18 protein-coding genes are annotated in these 15698 nt (G+C 63.9%); 9 read left to right on the top strand and 9 right to left on the bottom strand.

Features of this window, described 5'->3' with window-relative positions; genetic code table 11:
• Positions 1 to 67: 67 nt before the first annotated feature.
• The 3 genes from HU752_RS24410 to lpxO all read left to right on the top strand — a co-directional run bounded on the left by HU752_RS24410 (position 68) and on the right by lpxO (position 3561).
• The gene (locus HU752_RS24410) at positions 68 to 1534 is read left to right on the top strand and encodes a purine-cytosine permease family protein (RefSeq protein ID WP_186681488.1); all 1467 of its coding nucleotides are present in this window, start codon (positions 68 to 70) and stop codon (positions 1532 to 1534) included.
• Entirely contained in the window at positions 1527 to 2465 is a 939-nt protein-coding gene (locus tag HU752_RS24405; RefSeq protein WP_186681486.1) for a PfkB family carbohydrate kinase, read from the top strand. Before HU752_RS24410 ends, HU752_RS24405 begins: the two co-directional genes overlap by 8 nt.
• Positions 2466 to 2661: 196 nt before the next feature.
• Complete coding sequence (gene lpxO, locus HU752_RS24400) at positions 2662 to 3561, top strand: lipid A hydroxylase LpxO (RefSeq protein WP_186681484.1); 900 nt, start codon at positions 2662 to 2664, stop codon at positions 3559 to 3561.
• Positions 3562 to 3640: 79 nt separating this feature from the next.
• Here lpxO and HU752_RS24395 read toward each other — a convergent pair whose 3' ends face one another.
• Complete coding sequence (locus HU752_RS24395; RefSeq protein ID WP_186681482.1) at positions 3641 to 4507, bottom strand: LysR family transcriptional regulator; 867 nt, start codon at positions 4505 to 4507, stop codon at positions 3641 to 3643.
• Positions 4508 to 4616: 109 nt separating this feature from the next.
• Here HU752_RS24395 and HU752_RS24390 point away from each other — a divergent pair, with 109 nt between their 5' ends.
• From HU752_RS24390 to HU752_RS24380, 3 genes are all read left to right on the top strand, one after another.
• Positions 4617 to 5195, top strand: a complete 579-nt coding sequence (locus tag HU752_RS24390; protein WP_186681480.1) for a DUF4865 family protein — start codon at positions 4617 to 4619, stop codon at positions 5193 to 5195.
• The gene (locus HU752_RS24385; RefSeq protein ID WP_186681478.1) at positions 5182 to 5325 is read left to right on the top strand and encodes a hypothetical protein; all 144 of its coding nucleotides are present in this window, start codon (positions 5182 to 5184) and stop codon (positions 5323 to 5325) included. Before HU752_RS24390 ends, HU752_RS24385 begins: the two co-directional genes overlap by 14 nt.
• A gap of 63 nt (positions 5326 to 5388) precedes the next feature.
• On the top strand, positions 5389 to 5874 hold the full coding sequence (locus HU752_RS24380; RefSeq protein WP_186681476.1) for a GNAT family N-acetyltransferase: 486 nt from the start codon (positions 5389 to 5391) through the stop codon (positions 5872 to 5874).
• Between the two features lie 131 nt (positions 5875 to 6005).
• On the opposite strand, the gene HU752_RS24375 is transcribed toward HU752_RS24380, so the two are convergent.
• From HU752_RS24375 to copC, 3 genes are all read right to left on the bottom strand, one after another.
• Positions 6006 to 7376, bottom strand: coding sequence for a GntT/GntP/DsdX family permease (locus HU752_RS24375; RefSeq protein WP_186681474.1), 1371 nt, complete (start codon positions 7374 to 7376; stop codon positions 6006 to 6008).
• 293 nt (positions 7377 to 7669) lie between these two features.
• Positions 7670 to 8521, bottom strand: a complete 852-nt coding sequence (gene copD, locus HU752_RS24370; protein WP_186681473.1) for a copper homeostasis membrane protein CopD — start codon at positions 8519 to 8521, stop codon at positions 7670 to 7672.
• Positions 8522 to 8525: 4 nt separating this feature from the next.
• Positions 8526 to 8900: a copper homeostasis periplasmic binding protein CopC gene (copC, locus tag HU752_RS24365; protein WP_037007060.1), complete on the bottom strand. Its 375-nt coding sequence runs from the start codon at positions 8898 to 8900 to the stop codon at positions 8526 to 8528.
• A 357-nt stretch (positions 8901 to 9257) separates the two neighbouring features.
• On the opposite strand from copC, the gene HU752_RS24360 reads away from it, so the two are divergent.
• Positions 9258 to 9803, top strand: coding sequence for a histidine phosphatase family protein (locus tag HU752_RS24360; protein ID WP_186681471.1), 546 nt, complete (start codon positions 9258 to 9260; stop codon positions 9801 to 9803).
• Here HU752_RS24360 and HU752_RS24355 read toward each other — a convergent pair.
• Both HU752_RS24355 and HU752_RS24350 read right to left on the bottom strand, forming a co-directional pair.
• The gene (locus tag HU752_RS24355) at positions 9800 to 10267 is read right to left on the bottom strand and encodes a hypothetical protein (RefSeq protein ID WP_186681469.1); all 468 of its coding nucleotides are present in this window, start codon (positions 10265 to 10267) and stop codon (positions 9800 to 9802) included. The two genes, HU752_RS24360 and HU752_RS24355, sit on opposite strands and share 4 nt — an antisense overlap.
• On the bottom strand, positions 10264 to 10512 hold the full coding sequence (locus tag HU752_RS24350; RefSeq protein ID WP_186681467.1) for a hypothetical protein: 249 nt from the start codon (positions 10510 to 10512) through the stop codon (positions 10264 to 10266). The genes HU752_RS24355 and HU752_RS24350 overlap by 4 nt, the downstream gene beginning before the upstream one ends.
• A 299-nt stretch (positions 10513 to 10811) precedes the next feature.
• Here HU752_RS24350 and HU752_RS24345 point away from each other — a divergent pair, with 299 nt between their 5' ends.
• Positions 10812 to 11354 carry a cysteine hydrolase family protein gene (locus tag HU752_RS24345; protein ID WP_186681466.1) on the top strand — a complete coding sequence of 181 codons (543 nt, stop codon included), beginning with the start codon at positions 10812 to 10814 and terminating at the stop codon, positions 11352 to 11354.
• Between the two features lie 46 nt (positions 11355 to 11400).
• On the opposite strand, the gene HU752_RS24340 is transcribed toward HU752_RS24345, so the two are convergent.
• The 3 genes from HU752_RS24340 to HU752_RS24330 all read right to left on the bottom strand — a co-directional run bounded on the left by HU752_RS24340 (position 11401) and on the right by HU752_RS24330 (position 14475).
• A complete protein-coding gene (locus HU752_RS24340) occupies positions 11401 to 12480 on the bottom strand; it encodes a nucleoside hydrolase (protein ID WP_026145445.1) in 1080 nt (359 codons plus the stop codon).
• 90 nt (positions 12481 to 12570) lie between these two features.
• Positions 12571 to 13275: a TetR/AcrR family transcriptional regulator gene (locus HU752_RS24335; RefSeq protein ID WP_186681464.1), complete on the bottom strand. Its 705-nt coding sequence runs from the start codon at positions 13273 to 13275 to the stop codon at positions 12571 to 12573.
• A 147-nt stretch (positions 13276 to 13422) separates the two neighbouring features.
• Entirely contained in the window at positions 13423 to 14475 is a 1053-nt protein-coding gene (locus tag HU752_RS24330; RefSeq protein ID WP_186681462.1) for an NAD(P)-dependent alcohol dehydrogenase, read from the bottom strand.
• Between the two features lie 182 nt (positions 14476 to 14657).
• Between HU752_RS24330 and HU752_RS24325 the strand changes: the two genes are divergently transcribed.
• Positions 14658 to 15563 carry an AraC family transcriptional regulator gene (locus HU752_RS24325; RefSeq protein WP_186681460.1) on the top strand — a complete coding sequence of 302 codons (906 nt, stop codon included), beginning with the start codon at positions 14658 to 14660 and terminating at the stop codon, positions 15561 to 15563.
• The last annotated feature ends 135 nt before the right edge of the window (positions 15564 to 15698 follow it).

The raw sequence follows: 15698 nt of genomic DNA, 5'->3' as shown, positions 1-15698 counted from the left end.
GGCCCAGGCCGCATCGTGCCTTGTGCATTGCCCACAACCACAACAATGGCATCAGGAGCTGAACAGCATGACCTCATCAAACGCCGGACAAGCGGCCGGGCAACTGGAAACCCGTGGTATCGAGCCGGCTCCCGAAGCCGAGTGCAATGGCCATCCCCTGCAACTGTTCTGGGTCTGGTTCGCCGCCAACATCAGCATTCTCGGCCTGCCGCTGGGGGCGACCCTGGTGGCCTTCCGCGGCCTGGCGATCTGGCAGGCGATCATCGTCGCGATCATCGGTGCGGCCGGCTCCTTCGCGGTGGTCGGGGTCATCTCCATCGCCGGCCGTCGTGGCCGGGCACCGAGCCTGACGTTGTCCCGGGCGATCTTCGGCGTGCGTGGCAACATCGGCCCAACCCTTGTTTCGCTGATGTCGCGCCTGGGCTGGGAAACGGTCAACACCACCACGGCGGCCTTCGTCCTGCTGTCGCTGTGCTCGATCCTGTTCCACTCCCCGGTCGAGGCCAAGAGCGCACCGCTGCTGACACTGCTGTTCATCGCCATTTTCGTATTGTTGACCCTGTCCGTCTCGGGCCTGGGTCATGCGACCCTGCTGGTGATCCAGAAGTGGGCGACCTACGTGTTCGGTGCCTTGAACATCCTGGTCGGCGGCTTCCTCTGCGCCACCATCGACTGGAGCGCGGTGTTCAATGCCACGCCGGCGCCGCTGAGCGCGATGATCATCGGTATCGGCACCATGGCCGCCGGCACCGGGATCGGCTGGGCCAATGCCGGTGCGGACATGTCGCGCTACCAGCACAAGAGCGTCAAGGCCACTCGCCTGGTGGCGTCAGCTGCTTTCGGCGCGGGTATCCCGCTGGTGCTGCTGATCACCCTCGGCGGGCTGCTCTCGGTGGGCAATCATGACCTGGCCCAGGCCAACGACCCGATCATCGCGATCCGTGACATGCTGCCGACCTGGATGGCGGTGCCGTACCTGATCACCGCCTTTGGCGGCCTGTTGCTGTCGAACAACCTGTCGGTGTATTCCGCCGGCCTGACCACCCTGACCCTCGGGCTGAAGGTCAAGCGGGTGCATGCGGTGATCGTCGATATCGTCGCGATCTTCGCCGGCTCCATCTACTTCATGCTGATCGCCGACAGCTTCTACGGTCCGTTCATCACCTTCATCTCGTTGCTGGCGGTACCGATCACCGCCTGGGTCGGGATTTTCGTGGTCGACCTGCTGCATCGCCAGTACTACAGCGCCAAGGACCTGATGAACGTCGGACCGGGGAGCGCCTACTGGTATCGCGGTGGTGTCGAGTGGCGTGCCTTCGGTGCCTGGGCGCTGGCCATCGTGCTCGGTTTCAGTTTCACCACCATCGGCACCACGGCGCAAAACGTCTGGTTCCGTGGTTTCCTGTCCGATTCCTGGCTGGGCCACAACGGCCTCGGCTGGATCGTCACCTTCCTGGTCGCAGGCGGTCTCTACGGCCTGCTCGGCGGCGCGGCCGACCGGCGCGCGGCCTTCGTGGAAAATGCCAATGGTTGAGGGCTTACGCAACACTCGATTGCTGCACACCGGCCAGGTCATCGTCGACCTGGTCATGGCTGTCGACCAACTGCCGCGCAGCGGTGGCGACACATTGGCCCATTCTGCCGTCTTCGAGACCGGTGGTGGCTTCAACGTCATGGCCGCGGCGCAACGCAACGGCTTGCCGGTGACCTACCTGGGACGCCATGGCACGGGCCGCTTCGGCGACCTGGCGCGCCAGGCGATGACGGCCGAAGGCATCCGGATGGCGCTCGAACCCGATGTCCGGAGTGATACCGGACTGTGCGTGGCCGTGACCGATGCCAGCGCCGAACGTACCTTCATTTCCCATATCGGGGCTGAGGGCGGCTTGTCGGCCGAGGACCTGGCCCGGGTCGAGGTCAGTGGCGACGACTATGTCTATGTCAGTGGCTACAGCCTGCTGCAGCCGAACAAGGTCCAGCCGCTGCTGGACTGGCTGCTGGCGTTGCCACGCGAGGTGGCCGTGGTGTTCGATCCGGGGCCGTTGGTCGACTCCCCGGCTGCCGCGCCAATGGCCGCCCTGCTGCCACGGATCGACATCTGGACCAGCAATGCTGTCGAGGCCCAGCGCTTTACCGGGACAGTGGCGATCGGCAAGGCGCTGCAAGGGCTGCAGCGACTGCTGCCGGAGCAGGCCCTGCTGCTGGTGCGCGATGGCCCGCAGGGCTGCTGGATCAGTCGGGCAGGGCAGCTCGAACAGGTCCCGGGCTTCAAGGTGCAGGCGGTGGACAGCAACGGTGCCGGCGATGCCCACGCCGGGGTCTTTCTGGCTGCGCTGGCCAATGGCCTGACGGCTGGCGAGGCGGCCCGACGGGCCAATGCCGCAGCGGCTATTGCGGTCACCCGCTGGGGGCCGGCGACGGCGCCGGGGACTGCGGAAGTCGAGGCCTTGCTGGCACGAAGCTGACCGCAAAAAATTGACTGGAGTCCATGAACCGGCGTTTTCCTTGCCGGGTTGATCAGGAAAGACTGGAAACCAGCGTAGTGGCTGTTCTACCCTACCGCGTTGGCTTCCCTTTTCCGACACCTGGATTCCGGTTTCTGCCCCGGGCCACCAGCGTGCATGAAGGGCAGCGTTCTCCCCGACTCTTGTGACGACGCCTGTGAAACTCATCATCATTGCTGTTTACGTACTGTCCATCGCGTATGTACACCTGCGCGGCCAAGTCCGGCACAAGCTGGGCCGCCAACTGAGCGACCATTCCAGCTTCCTGGCCCCGATCAACTGCTTCCTCTACCTGTTCTCGAAGATTCCGAGCCGTCCGTACCTGGAGGTCAAGGACTTCCCGGAACTCAAGCCGTTGCAGGACAACTGGCAGGAAATCCGCGAAGAGGCCCTGGCCCTGCTGCGGGCCGGCGAAATCAAGAAGTCCGAGCGTCCAGACGACGTCGGATTCAACTCCTTCTTCAAGACCGGCTGGAAACGCTTCTACCTGAAGTGGTACGGCGACAACCACCCCTCCGCGCTGGAGCTTTGCCCGCGTACCACCGAACTGCTCAACAGCATCGGCACGGTCAAGGCGGCGATGTTCGCCGAACTGCCGCCGGGCTCGCGCCTGGTCCGTCACCGTGATCCCTACGCCGGTTCCCTGCGTTACCACCTGGGGTTGGAAACGCCGAACGATGAGGGCTGCTATATCAACGTCGACGGCCAGAACTACCACTGGCGCGATGGCGAGCCGGTGATGTTCGACGAGACCTTCATCCACTACGCGGAAAACACCACCGACAAGGACCGGGTCATCCTGTTCTGCGATGTCGAGCGGCCAATGAAGTATCGCTGGGCGGCGGCATTCAACCGCTGGTTCAGCCGCAACGTGATGGCAGCTGCCGCCGCGCCGAACGGCGACGGCGACAAGACCGGCGGCATCAACAAGGCCTTCACCAAGCTGTACGGCATCCGCCAGCGCGGCAAGGCGCTGAAGAAGACCAACCGCACGCGTTACTACCTGGAAAAGTGGGCGATCTTCGGTGGCCTGCTGGCGTTGTTCCTGCTGATCTAGTGCGGTGACTCAAGGCCTCCGATGAGACGGCCGGATTCCATGTGGAGTCCGGCCGTTTTCTTTAGTGGCAACTCTGCGCTCAACGCTCCTGCACGCCACGAAATGCTGCGCTCAATACGCGCAGTGTCTCCTGGGAGCGGGCGTCCGTTGGGCGTGCATGCAGTATGATTTCCGTCATCGGCAGTGATGGCAGCCCCAGTTGCTCGCCGACTTCGACTGCGCCGGCAGGTGCCACCCGCCTGGCCAGGGCGGCTACGCCGAGGCCGGCACTGACCGCCGCGCCCACGGCCATCACGCCGCCGCCGACAAACACTTCGGTCCATGCGATCGCCGCCTCGTCCAGTACCCGCACCGCCAGCTGCCGTACGCCGCAGGGCGAAGCCATGGTCGCCAGGCGCAGGACGCTGCCCGGGGAGTGCTGCCAGGTGGGCGCGGCGAACCAGCCGAAGCGTTCCACCACCAGTACCTCACCGCCATGTTGCTCGCCTTCGCTGCGGACGATGGCCGCATCCAGCTCTCCGCGGTCGAAGGCTGCACTCAAGTCCCGCGACGAGCCGATGCGCACCTCGATGATCAGCAGTGGGTCATATTGCGCCAGGCGGCTGAGCAACTGCGGCAGGTCCGGGCCGGCGACATGGTCGCTGATACCGATGACCAGCCGACGGCTCTCGGGCACGCTCATGTCTCCCAAGGCCCGCTCATGGGCCAGGAGCAGGCTGCGGGCGGCCTGGATGAACTGCTCGCCACGGGGCGTCAGTTGCACGTGGCGTGGCGTGCGCTCCAGCAGGCGATAACCCAGGCGCTCTTCCAGGCGCTTGAGTTTCAGGCTGATCGCCGCCTGTGAGGTGTCCAGGGCCTGGGCCGCGCGGGTGAAGCTGGCGAAGTCGGCGATCAGCACAAAGGCCTGGACAGTATCGAGATCGAGTGGTCTGCCGATGTCTATCATATTCAATTCTTATCACACATATATTGAGTGATATCTTGTTGTAATTATCGGTGTTACGCAAGCTGGCTCCGGGTTATCCACATCCGGTCATTGCCGAAGGAGCGCAGTCATGTTTGCCAAACAGTATTCACACCGCTTGCCCGCCCACTACGACATGGGACTGATCCGCCGCCGAGCCAGCGAGCTGGGGCCGCGTTGGGACGGAACCCCGGGCCTGGTGTTCAAGGCGTTCATTGCCCGCGAGCGGGGAGTATTCGCCGCCACGGACAATCTCTACTCGTCGGTCTACCTGTGGTCCGACCCGCAGGGCGCCGCCAACTTCCTGCTGGACGAGCGTTTCCAGGTGGTCATCGATTCGTTCGGTCGCCCCCAGGTCGAGGCCTGGCTGCCGTTGGCGCTCGAGTTCGGCCCGGCGCGAGAGGCGAAGGCGCTGTACCGGGAGGAATGGGCGATCGAGCCGGAGACCGATCGTATCGGCCTGCTGGCGGCCGAGAGAGAGCGGGGCCAGGCGATCCTGCGCCAGGCGGACACCTTGGCGTCGTTCCTGGCACTGGATGCTGCCAACTGGCGTCTGGTGCGCATCACGCTGTCGTCGGCCGCACCCGATCGCAGCCGGGGTGGGCAGGTCTACGAAGTGCTCTACCTGGCGCAGTCCGATCTCGAGAGCCTGCGCCATGAGCGCTCATGAGCCGTGCCCGGAGCAGCCCGCCGCCATGCGGATGCTGCTGGCTCATCTACAGGGATTGGCGGTGGCCGCGCTGCTGATCCTGGGCCTGACGCTGTTGGCTTGCCTGCTGTTGCCAGTGAATTTTCGCTGAAATGATTCAAGTGGCAACACAATCCGAATAGCATGGGCGACTTCATCGATTCTGGAAGCGCCCATGTCCCTCGAAATACGCGAAGCCCGGCCCAGTGATGCGCCGCAGATCCTGGCCTTTATCACCGAGCTGGCCGACTACGAACGCGCCCGCCACGAGGTGATCGCCAGTGTCGTGGACATCGAGCGCAGCCTGTTCGGCGAAGGTGCCACGGCCCACGGCCTGATCTGCCTGCGTGATGGCGAGCCGGTCGGTTTTGCGGTGTTTTTCTTCAGCTATTCGACCTGGCTCGGCCGCAATGGCCTGTACCTGGAAGACTTGTATGTCTCGCCACAGCAGCGCGGCGCGGGAGCGGGCAAGAAGTTGCTGCGACACCTGGCGAAGATTGCCTGCGCCAATGACTGTGGCCGTCTGGAGTGGAGCGTGCTGGACTGGAACGAGCCGGCGATCCGTTTCTACGAGTCCATCGGTGCGCAACCGCAGAGTGAGTGGGTGCGCTACCGCATGGATGGCGAAGTGCTGAGAAACTTCGCCTATTCGGAGGACTGAGTCAGCCTCCAGGCCCTGTTCGCGGATAAATCCTGCTCCTACAGGTAGGGGGGGGCACAAGGTGTGCGCCTGGTGTGATCACTGTGGGAGCAGGATTTATCCGCGAAGGCGCCAGCCCAGGCGCTGCTGACCTACTGGAACCACTGCCACAGCAGCAGGGTTCCGACCAGACCAACCACCGAGACGATCGTCTGCAGCACCGACCAGACCCAGATCGTCTGCTTGAGCTGCAGGCCGAAGTACTCGCGCACCATCCAGAACCCGGCATCGTTGACGTGGCAGAAGAACACCGAGCCGGCGCCGATGGCCAGGGCCACCAGTGAGCTTTGGGTCGTCGCCAGGCCCGCCATCAGCGGCGCGAGGATGCCGGCGGTGGTGGTGGTCGCCACGGTAGCCGAGCCCGTTGCCTGGCGCAGGGCCACGGCGATCAGCCAGGCCAGCAGCACATAGGACAGGTGTGCGCCGCTGGCGACCTTGCTGATGGTGTCGCTGATGCCGGCTTCGAGCAGCGTCTGCTTCAGGCCGCCACCGGCCCCGATGGTCAGCAGCAATACGGCAATCGGCGCGAGGCTCTTGCGCAGCACGCCGCCAACCTGGTCGCGGGCCATGCCGATCGACCAGCCCAGGCAGATCACCGCGGCAATCACCGCGATGCCCAGGGCGATCAGCGGTTCACCGAGAAATTTCAGGGTAATCGCCAGGCTGCCTTGCGGTGCCATCGCGACCTTGGCCAGTGTGCTGCCGAGCATCAGCAGCACCGGCAGCAGGATGATCAGCAGGGACACGGCGAAGCTCGGCTTGCGGCGGGTTTCGATCTTGGCGGTGAACAGCGCGCCGAGTTCGGCAGGTTCCTGGACATCCAGTCGCTTCGACAGCCAGATGCCATACAGGGGACCGGCAAGAATCACCGCCGGTACGGCGATGCACAGGCCCAGCAGCATGGTCGTGCCGAGGTCGGCGTGCAGCGCGCTGACGGCGATCAGCGGCCCCGGGTGCGGGGGCATCAGGGCGTGCAGCGTGGTCATGCCGGCCAGGGCCGGGATCGCCACCTTGAGCAATGGCTGGCCGGACTGCCGGGCGATGACGAAGATCACCGGCACCATCAGCACCAACCCGACTTCGAAGAACAACGGCAGGCCGATGACCATCGCCACGAATGCCATGACCCAGGGCAGGGCCTTGCCTTTGGCATGTCGCAGCAGGGTCGAGGCGATTCGGTCGGCCGCGCCCGACTCAGCCATCAATGCGCCGAGCATCGCACCCAGGGCAATGATGATCCCGGCCTCGCCGAGCAGGCTGCCGGCGCCCTTGCTGAAGGCCTTGGCGACTTCTTCCGGCGGCAGCGCCGCACCGAGCCCGGCCACGAAGGTGCCGATCAGGATCGACAGGAAAGGCGGCAGTTTGGTCAGGCTGATCAGCACGATGATGGTGGCAATGGCAGCCAGGCAGCAGACGATCAGGCGGGTGTCGTGGGCGAGCCACGCAGCATGTGAAAGATCCAACGGAAACCTCTTCTTGTAATATCTTGTTACGGTATCCGAAGAATATACCTGAAGGATTCATATAGATGACTATCTGAGTTGGTTTTTTTGTCCATTGCGCCCGAATGGACGATGAGTGGCCTGGCCGCTGCCAGCTTCGCAGGCAAGCCTTGCTCCTACAGGTTGTGGCAGGGCGGGGTCATGAAGTTCGATACGGATCTTGTAGGAGCCTGGCTTGCCAGCGAAGAGGCCCTCAAGTGCGCCAACGGCTTCGCAGGCAAGCCTTGCTCCTACAGGGTTGGGGTGTGCGCCGGTCAGTTCATCAGCACGGGCGGCAGCGTGCCCAGCAGCGAGACGGCGAGAATCGCACCGAGGCCCAGCAGCCATTCGAGGGTGACGCTGCGCCGCAGCATCGTGAACTGCCCGCGACGACTCATCACCAGGTTGAACAGGGCCAGTCCGAGCATCAGCAGGACCATCAGCACCTTGACCATCAGGATCAGCGCAAAACCCTGGAACAGTGGGGTCGGCCAGAGGGCGCCGGTGAGCACGCGGACATTGATCAGGCCGGTGGCGATGATCGCCGCGACCATCAGGTAGCCCAGGCTGCTGAAGCGCCGCAGGATGCGCTCGATGTCGTGCCCGGCCGGCCGCCCCAGCACCAGCACGAGCAGCATCAGGCCGCCGATCCAGGCGCCGACCCCGCTCAGGTGCAGCAGTTGATTGAACATCAGCAACTGTCCACCCAGTCCGTCGAGCATGGCGCCATGACCCACCGGTGCCAGGGTCGCCAGATGCAGGAAGGCCAGCAGCAGGCTGATCATGGGCGGTGCGTTGGCGCCAAGGGCGATCAACAGCAGCAGGCTCAAGCCCAGGTGCCAGGTCCAGACCTGGCCGAAGAACGTGCTGCCCAATACCAGTTGCAGGGTGGGCAGCCGAATGGCATCGCCCCAGTCATCGGTCATGCCGACGGTGGTCAGCAGCAGCCAGGCCATCGCACTGAGCAGCGCCAGGCCGGCCATCCAGCGGCGCGCCGTGCGCAACCGCGAGTCGAGCACGATGCAAGGCGTCGGACCGATCAGCAGGGGCCGGAACAGGCAGGCCCCGAACAGCGACAGAACCATGGTGAAATGCAGGAAGCGACACAGGACCATGGCCTCTTGCATGAACTCAGTTGCCTACCTTGAAGCCGTAGTTGCCTTCGCTCTTGTGGGTGTCGACCGAGACCGCATGCCAGTTGACCTTGTAGTCGCCGGCCTTCAGTACGGCGGCCGGGGTCACGACCAGGATCTTCTTGTCGGCCGGGTCGGTGGCAATGCCTTTCAGCTCGACCTTGCTGCCGTCGTTGGTCAGCTCGACCTTGGTCAGTGCGGCCTCGACACCTTCGCTGAACACCAGACGCAATTCGCTCGGGGCACTGACGGTGCTGTCCGCTGCCGGGGTTGCACTCTTGAGGTGGGCGTGGGCGAACGCGGAACCGGTCGCGGCGAAACCACCGAGCAGAACAACGGCGCCGAGGAGTTTTTTCATGCGGGAAGATGACATCGATCAGTACCTTGATGAAGGGAACGGGTGAGGATGTTGCACGGTGGCAGGGAGGCCCACAATAGCCGCTATGGAAGCGTTTGGCACCTGCAAGACAAGAGGGGAGTCGGGAGTACCGGCTCCTTTTTTTGTATCGCAGGTGTCCGATGTTGTAGTGTCGCCCCTCTGAAAATTCTCCAGGGGTTGTGCGTCAGGTCCGAGAAATGACAGTGCGTGGAAAGGACTGGCGTTCGGCATCTAGAATGCGACTACAGTGGCGCAATCGTGCCGGGTTCTCACCGGCTTCTATTCTTATAAGAGATGCACGTGCTTGTGCGGTGTATTTCCGCACCGGGGCAGAACGGGAGAAATGTCCATATGGCGATCCGGCTCAGCGTTGTTTGCCATGCCCGCACCGAGGCTCAGCGTCTGGGGCGCTTCCCGCTGGATGAGCCGGTCGAACCCAAGGGACTGGCCAAGGCTGCCGAATTGGCCAGCCGGCTGAAAAAGCCGGTCCGTGTCCTCAGTGCACCGGAGACCCGTGCCTGGCAGACCGCCGAGGCGCTGGGCAGCGAGATCGAGATCGTGCCGGAGCTGGGGGACTACGATTTTGGCGAGTGGCAGGGCCTGAGCCTGAACGACCTGCAGGAGAACGCGCCCGAGGCACTGGCGGCCTGGGTCAGCCAGCCGGAGATCGCCCCGCCGGCGGGCGAGTCGGTGATCGCACTGTGTGCCCGGGTGGCAGCCTGGCTCGACAGTTTCCAGGAGGACGGGCACTTCGTCGTCGTCACGCACCCCTTCGTGATTCGCGCGGCGATTCTCCACGCGTTGCAGGCCGGGCCGGCCTCGTTCAACGCCATCGATATCGAGCCGCTGTCGGTGGTCGATCTGCGTAGGAACGGGCACTGGCGTCTGCGGTTCTAGTGCGTGTACTTGCTGATGGCTGCGAGATAATCGGCGTCGCCCAAACCCACCTGCGCCCAGACCCGCCGCTCTTCACCGCCCATGCGATCGTACTGCTCGTCGGCATCCCACAGCGTGAGGATCTGCCTGGGAAACAGGTGCTCATGGGTATTGAACGAATGTTCGCCTGAACCATCGGCCCGCGCCATTCGCTCGAACAGCTCCTCGGCCTCGGTATCGAAGACGTTCACGCCGTCATACATGACCTGGCATGCAGCGTAGCAGGACACCCCGATGAACGAGGCTTGGCCCGCGCTGTACTCGACCTGAATCCCCAGTTCTGGCAGATCGAAGTAGTCCTGTGTCTCGGTGTCGTGCGCGAGCGTGAAACCGTCGGCCGCCATCGCCAGCCGGGTGTTCTCCCGTGATGCGCCCAGCCTGGCGGGGCCGATACCTTCATGCGCAACGATGTTGAATATCTTCATGGCTGGACCTCGGCCCGTAGCTGCTGCCACTCATGCCAGCAGTTTTCAGCCGAAATGTCCGGGTAGTCCCTGCTGTCGTCCATGGCTTGCGCGACCTCCACCGGCAGGCTGATGCAGGCGGCGTTGTCCCGGATTTCCAGGACTTCGGCTTCTGATAGCGGCGCGCCTTTCTTCTGTTCGGCGGCCGTCAGGATAACCACCAGTGCGGGGACGAAGACAATGCAGAGCTGTTCGGATTGAGGCATGGGGCATCCGTGCGCAGGATTGAAAGTGTTCAGCACACTATCGGTATGAGGCGTGCCAGTTCAAGCGTGGAATGTCGACCGGGACGGGGTTGTCACGTTACGGGTCGCTGTAGCATGATCGATTCCATGAACATGATCTCGCTGCACCTGACCACCACCACTACCACCGCGACCGCCCAGGGCGGGTGCGAGGTTGCCGTGTGAGTGATTGACGCGCAGTGAACCAAGGCCCCGCCAGCAATGGACGGGGCCTTTTGGTTTCCGTGCCCTTGCTGACATCACCAGGAAGGAGAAACACCATGCAGGCTCACAGCCCCCGGCGCTCGGCGCTATTGATCATCGACATGCAGGTTGGCCTGTTTCAGGGCCCGGAACAGCCATGGCAAGGGGAGCAGGTGCTGGCGCGTATCACCGCGCTGGTCGGGCAGGCGCGCAAGGCCCGCGCACCGATCTTCGCCCTGCGGCACACCGGGCCGCAGGGTTCGCCGATCGAGGCGGGCCGTGCCACCAGGCAGGTCTTGCCGGAGCTGGGACTGGACCCGGCGGTGGATCATCTGCTCGACAAGACCCGTCCCAGTTGTTTCTTCGAAACCGGGTTGGCCGAGCAACTGGACGACGCCGGGGTGAAACGGCTGGTCATCGTCGGCATGAAGACCCAGTACTGTGTCGACAGCACCTGCCGGCTGGCTCGCGACCTGGGCTTCGAGGCGGTGCTGGTAGGTGATGCGCATACCTGCATGGACACGCCCGGGCTGTCGGCCCGGGCGATCGTCGAGCATCACAATGCGACCCTGAACGGGGCTTTCGTGCAGGTGATGAAGGCGGCGGATGTGAGCTTCTGAAACCGTGTGGTCACGGTCGGTGTCGGAGACACGGACCGTGCACCCGTCAGGGCTTTTTCACCGGCGTTGGCAAGGTCACCAGCGACACATAATCGTTCCAGAACTTCTTCTGGTCGACGGCGAACACCACCCTGGCCTTCTGCGTACCGACCGGTGCACCTTTGCTGTAACCCAGCGCCCGGCCGTAGTCCGGACCGAAGTGGGTGTCGACGTCGATCCACATCTCGCGTGATTCGGTGACGATGCCTGGCTCGGTCAGGAACAACGCCGGCAGGCTGTCCCAGGTGAAACTGTGGTAGCCCGGGTCCTTGGCGAACTCCGGTCCGAACACGCTCTTGTACAGTTCCGGCACCGCACCCTTGGCGGCGATCACTCGCTTGTAGACCGAAGCATCGAAGATGACCTTCTCGCAGACATCGTTGGGGAAGATCACGTGCTCGATCGGTGAGCGCAGGACGATCCGCGCCGCCTCCGGGTCGAACCACCAGTTGAATTCGGCGGCCGGAGTGGTGTTGCCCGGGATCTCGATGGCGCCGCCCATGTACACGATGCGCTTGATCAGCGGCACGATATCCGGCGCCTGGCGGATCGCCAGGGCCAGGTTGGTCAGCGGTCCGATCGCCAGCAGGGTCACCTCGTGAGGGTTCTTGCGCACGCTGTCGATGATGAACTGGGGAGCGGTTTCGCTGCGTAGCCGGGTATGGGTCGCCATGCCGTCCGGCGGGGCCACCAGTTGCGTCGCCGAAGTCGGCCGCGGGTTCTTGAACGCGCCGGGCCAGCCGGAGCCGAACAGCGCCTGTTCCTGAGGGTAGGTGGCGAAGTCATGCAGCAACGGATAGGCTGCGCCGGAATAGACGCCGATTTCCTTTTCCACGCCCATGCGCTCGACTGCCTTCAGCGCGTCGACCTGTTCCTGGTCGACCCAGGCGTTGCCGCTGACCAGGGTCATGCCGAGCAGGTCGATCTTCTTCTGTGCATGCAACTGCGCGAGCATGATGAAGGCCTGGCCATCATCGTTGAGCACGTTGAAATCGGTGTCGAGAATGACCTTTTCCGCCGCGTGCAGCGAGCCGGCCGAGCAGCCGACGGCCAGCGCCAGCGCGCAGCCCTTGAGAAAGCCTTGCATGGTGATTTGCCCCAATGAGTTATTGTTGTATTGCGCTGGCCCAGCATGCCTGGCGCCGCGCGCAAACGCTATCGCAAGGTAAGTGGTTACTTAATCAGGGGTGGGCTGCGCTGCAGCCGGTTGCTGCAGGACGCCCCGGATCACCAGGTCGCTGATGAAGGCCAGCCAATCCTGCCGTTGATGCTTGTCCGCCAGCGGTTCGCCGAGGAACGAGCTCAGGGTGTGCTGGTTGGAGTTGTAGAAGTAGCAGAGCGAGGCAATCATCAGGTACACGTGCTTGATGTCCAGGTCCAGGCGGAACAGGCCCTGGGCCTGGCCGGCCTCGATGATCGGGCGCAACACGCCGACCGCTTCTCCCGATAGCCGCCGCAGCTCCCCGGACTGTTGGGCGTGCTTGCCCTTGTGCAGGTTCTCGATGCTCAGGATGGCGACGAATTCCGGGTGGCGCACGTAGTAGTTCCAGACGAAGGCCACCAGCTCGCGCAGGGCTTGCCGGGGGTGTTCCAGGTCCAGGCGCAGCTTGCCTTCGGCCTGGTTGAACTGCTCGTAGATGTGTTCCAGCACGCAGAGGAACAGGCGCTCCTTGCTGCCGAAATAGTAGTAGAGCATGCGGTCGTTGGATTCGGCTTCCTGGGAGATGCTCTCCACACGTCCACCGGAATAACCATCGCGGGCGAATATCTTGATTGCGGCCTTGAGGATGCGGGCGCGGGTCTGGTCGGCTTGCTGGGCGCGGACGCCGGTTTTCCTGGTCACCGTCTGGCGGTCCTTCGACAGAGTTGATTCGGCATCCATCATACCACGCCGGTGTGGCGCCACTTGCCGGGCCCATTGTGTTGAACGGGTTCATTGTGGCGTCCCGACAAGCCCGCTCGCCACATAAGCCAGTTCACCAAATTAAGCCGGTTCACCACACGAGCGGGTTGGTCACAATCCGTACCGTCAGAGCTTCAGCGTCGCCATGTCGATCACGAAGCGGTACTTCACGTCACCGGCGATCATCCGGCTGTAGGCTTCGTTGATGTGGCGGATGTCGAGCATCTCGATATCGCAGCTGATGCCATGCTCGGCGCAGAAGTCCAGCACTTCCTGGGTCTCGGCAATGCCACCGATCAGCGAACCGGCCAGTACCCGGCGCTTCATCACCAGCTTGCCGGCATGCAGCGCCGGGTCGACCGGTTCGATCAGGCCGACGAGGATGTGCACGCCGTCGAAGGTCAGGGTATCCAGATAGGGGTTGAGATCGTGCTGTACCGGAATGGTATCGAGCAGGAAGTCGAAACGCCCGGCAGCGGCCTGCATCTGCGCCTCGTCGGTGGACACGATCACATGGTCGGCACCCTGGCGGCGGGCTTCCTCGGCCTTGCTCGCCGAGCGGGTGAACAGGGTGACTTCGGCGCCCAGTGCCTTGGCGAACTTGATACCCATGTGGCCCAGGCCACCCATGCCGAGAATCCCGACCCTGTCGCCAGGCTTGACGCCGTAGTGCTTGAGCGGCGAGTAGGTGGTGATGCCGGCACAGAGCAGCGGGGCGGCGCTGGCCAGGTCGAGTTTTTCCGGGATGCGCACGACGAAGTGCTCGCTGACCACGATACGGTCGGAGTAACCGCCCATGGTGTTGCTGCCGTCGATCCGATCCGGGCTGGCGTAGGTCATGGTCGGATCATTTTCGCAGTATTGTTCCAGATTGGCCTGGCAGGCGGCGCAATCACGGCAGGAATCGACCATGCAGCCGACGCCGACCAGGTCGCCGACCTTGTGCCGGGTGACCTGGCTGCCGACGGCGGTGACCTTGCCGACGATTTCATGCCCCGGCATCAGCGGGTAGACGGCGATGCCCCATTCATTGCGGGCCTGGTGGATATCGGAGTGGCAGACGCCACAGTAGAGAATCTCGATGGCCACGTCGTCCGGCCGTGGCGCTCGGCGCTGGAAAGTGATCGGAGCGAGGGGCGTGGTGGCGGACTGGGCGGCATAACCGATGGCGGTATACATGGGGCAAACCTTGCAAAGGCGGTAACGGATGAGGCGGGCCATTCTCGTGATCGCCCCGGGTGGCGGCCATGACGATTCCTCCGGGTGTCATGCCTAATCCTCCGGGATCGGCGCGCGGGCACTTTCCTGTGGCGCCAGACCTGCGATGATGTTCACATCCCTTTTTCCGTGAAGTTTTTGCCATGCAGTTGACCCGTCATCTCGACGCCAATGCCAGGCTGGTCGAATTGCTCCAGCCGCTGGCGACCCGCCCGGGGTTCTTGCCGACCCTGTTGCCCGAGGTGCAGATCGTCTCGGCGTCCGACAATGTCGCGCGCTGCCCGCAGATCTACGAACCGAGCCTGATGGTGATCGCCCAGGGCAGCAAGCTGGCCTACCTGGGGCCACGGACCCTGGAGTACGGTGCCGGGCACTACCTGATCCAGGCGTTGCCGGTGCCGTTCGAATACGAGACCTTTGCCACCGCGCAGGAGCCCCTGCTCGGAGTGTCGATCGGCATCGACCGGGCGCTGTTGAGTGAGCTGGTACGTGCGATGGGCCTGGTGGGCGAGCCCGGGGCATCGGCGCAAACGCCCGAGTCGATGACCTCGGTGGCGCTCGACGATGCCATGCGCCATAGCGTCGAGCAGCTGTTGCGCTGCCTGCATGATCCGCTGGAGTGCCGGGTGATGGGCCAGGCGCGTTTGCGCGAGGTACTGTTCACCGCTCTGCGCGGGCCCCAGGCCGACGTGTTGCGGGCGCTGGTCGAGCAGCAGGGGCAGTTCGCCCGGTTGGCGGCGTCGCTCAGCCACCTGCACGAGCATTTTGCCGAGCCGCTGAACGTCGACACCCTGGCGCGCTACGCGAACATGAGCCCGTCGACCTTTCATGAGCATTTCAAGCGCAGCACGCTGCTGTCGCCGGTGCAGTATCTCAAGCGCCTGCGCCTGCTCAAGGCCCAGAGATTGCTGGCCGGGGACGGGTTGGGCGTGGCCCAGGTGGCGCATCGGGTGGGCTACCAGAGCACGTCGCAGTTCAGTCGGGAGTACAAGCGCTACTTCGAGCGCACGCCGGGAGAGGAGGGGATGTTGGCGGGACAGTCGGCGTAGCGGGTTGATCCGGGGTTTTTGGTGTCCCGGACGGCCTCTTCGCGGGCAAGCCACGCGCCTACAGGGGCGTGTCGTTCATGGAATTGATGTGCGACACCAATCTGTAGGAGCGTGGCTTGCCCGCGAAGAAGCTAC

This window comes from Pseudomonas vanderleydeniana (assembly GCF_014268755.2).
In the GTDB taxonomy this organism is placed as follows: domain Bacteria; phylum Pseudomonadota; class Gammaproteobacteria; order Pseudomonadales; family Pseudomonadaceae; genus Aquipseudomonas; species Aquipseudomonas vanderleydeniana.
Note: the sequence above shows the minus strand (reverse complement) of the source record. Positions and strands in the feature narration are given on the sequence as shown.

Excerpts from the sequence above, each read along its gene's own strand:
- HU752_RS24410 (WP_186681488.1), top strand. The coding sequence starts at position 68 with ATGACCTCATCAAACGCCGGACAAGCGGCCGGGCAACTGGAAACCCGT.
- HU752_RS24405 (WP_186681486.1), top strand. The coding sequence starts at position 1,527 with ATGGTTGAGGGCTTACGCAACACTCGATTGCTGCACACCGGCCAGGTC.
- HU752_RS24395 (WP_186681482.1), bottom strand. The coding sequence starts at position 4,507 with ATGATAGACATCGGCAGACCACTCGATCTCGATACTGTCCAGGCCTTT.
- HU752_RS24390 (WP_186681480.1), top strand. The coding sequence starts at position 4,617 with ATGTTTGCCAAACAGTATTCACACCGCTTGCCCGCCCACTACGACATG.
- HU752_RS24385 (WP_186681478.1), top strand. The coding sequence starts at position 5,182 with ATGAGCGCTCATGAGCCGTGCCCGGAGCAGCCCGCCGCCATGCGGATG.
- HU752_RS24380 (WP_186681476.1), top strand. The coding sequence starts at position 5,389 with ATGTCCCTCGAAATACGCGAAGCCCGGCCCAGTGATGCGCCGCAGATC.
- copD (WP_186681473.1), bottom strand. The coding sequence starts at position 8,521 with ATGCAAGAGGCCATGGTCCTGTGTCGCTTCCTGCATTTCACCATGGTT.
- copC (WP_037007060.1), bottom strand. The coding sequence starts at position 8,900 with ATGTCATCTTCCCGCATGAAAAAACTCCTCGGCGCCGTTGTTCTGCTC.
- HU752_RS24360 (WP_186681471.1), top strand. The coding sequence starts at position 9,258 with ATGGCGATCCGGCTCAGCGTTGTTTGCCATGCCCGCACCGAGGCTCAG.
- HU752_RS24355 (WP_186681469.1), bottom strand. The coding sequence starts at position 10,267 with ATGAAGATATTCAACATCGTTGCGCATGAAGGTATCGGCCCCGCCAGG.
- HU752_RS24350 (WP_186681467.1), bottom strand. The coding sequence starts at position 10,512 with ATGCCTCAATCCGAACAGCTCTGCATTGTCTTCGTCCCCGCACTGGTG.
- HU752_RS24345 (WP_186681466.1), top strand. The coding sequence starts at position 10,812 with ATGCAGGCTCACAGCCCCCGGCGCTCGGCGCTATTGATCATCGACATG.
- HU752_RS24340 (WP_026145445.1), bottom strand. The coding sequence starts at position 12,480 with ATGCAAGGCTTTCTCAAGGGCTGCGCGCTGGCGCTGGCCGTCGGCTGC.
- HU752_RS24335 (WP_186681464.1), bottom strand. The coding sequence starts at position 13,275 with ATGGATGCCGAATCAACTCTGTCGAAGGACCGCCAGACGGTGACCAGG.
- HU752_RS24330 (WP_186681462.1), bottom strand. The coding sequence starts at position 14,475 with ATGTATACCGCCATCGGTTATGCCGCCCAGTCCGCCACCACGCCCCTC.
- HU752_RS24325 (WP_186681460.1), top strand. The coding sequence starts at position 14,658 with ATGCAGTTGACCCGTCATCTCGACGCCAATGCCAGGCTGGTCGAATTG.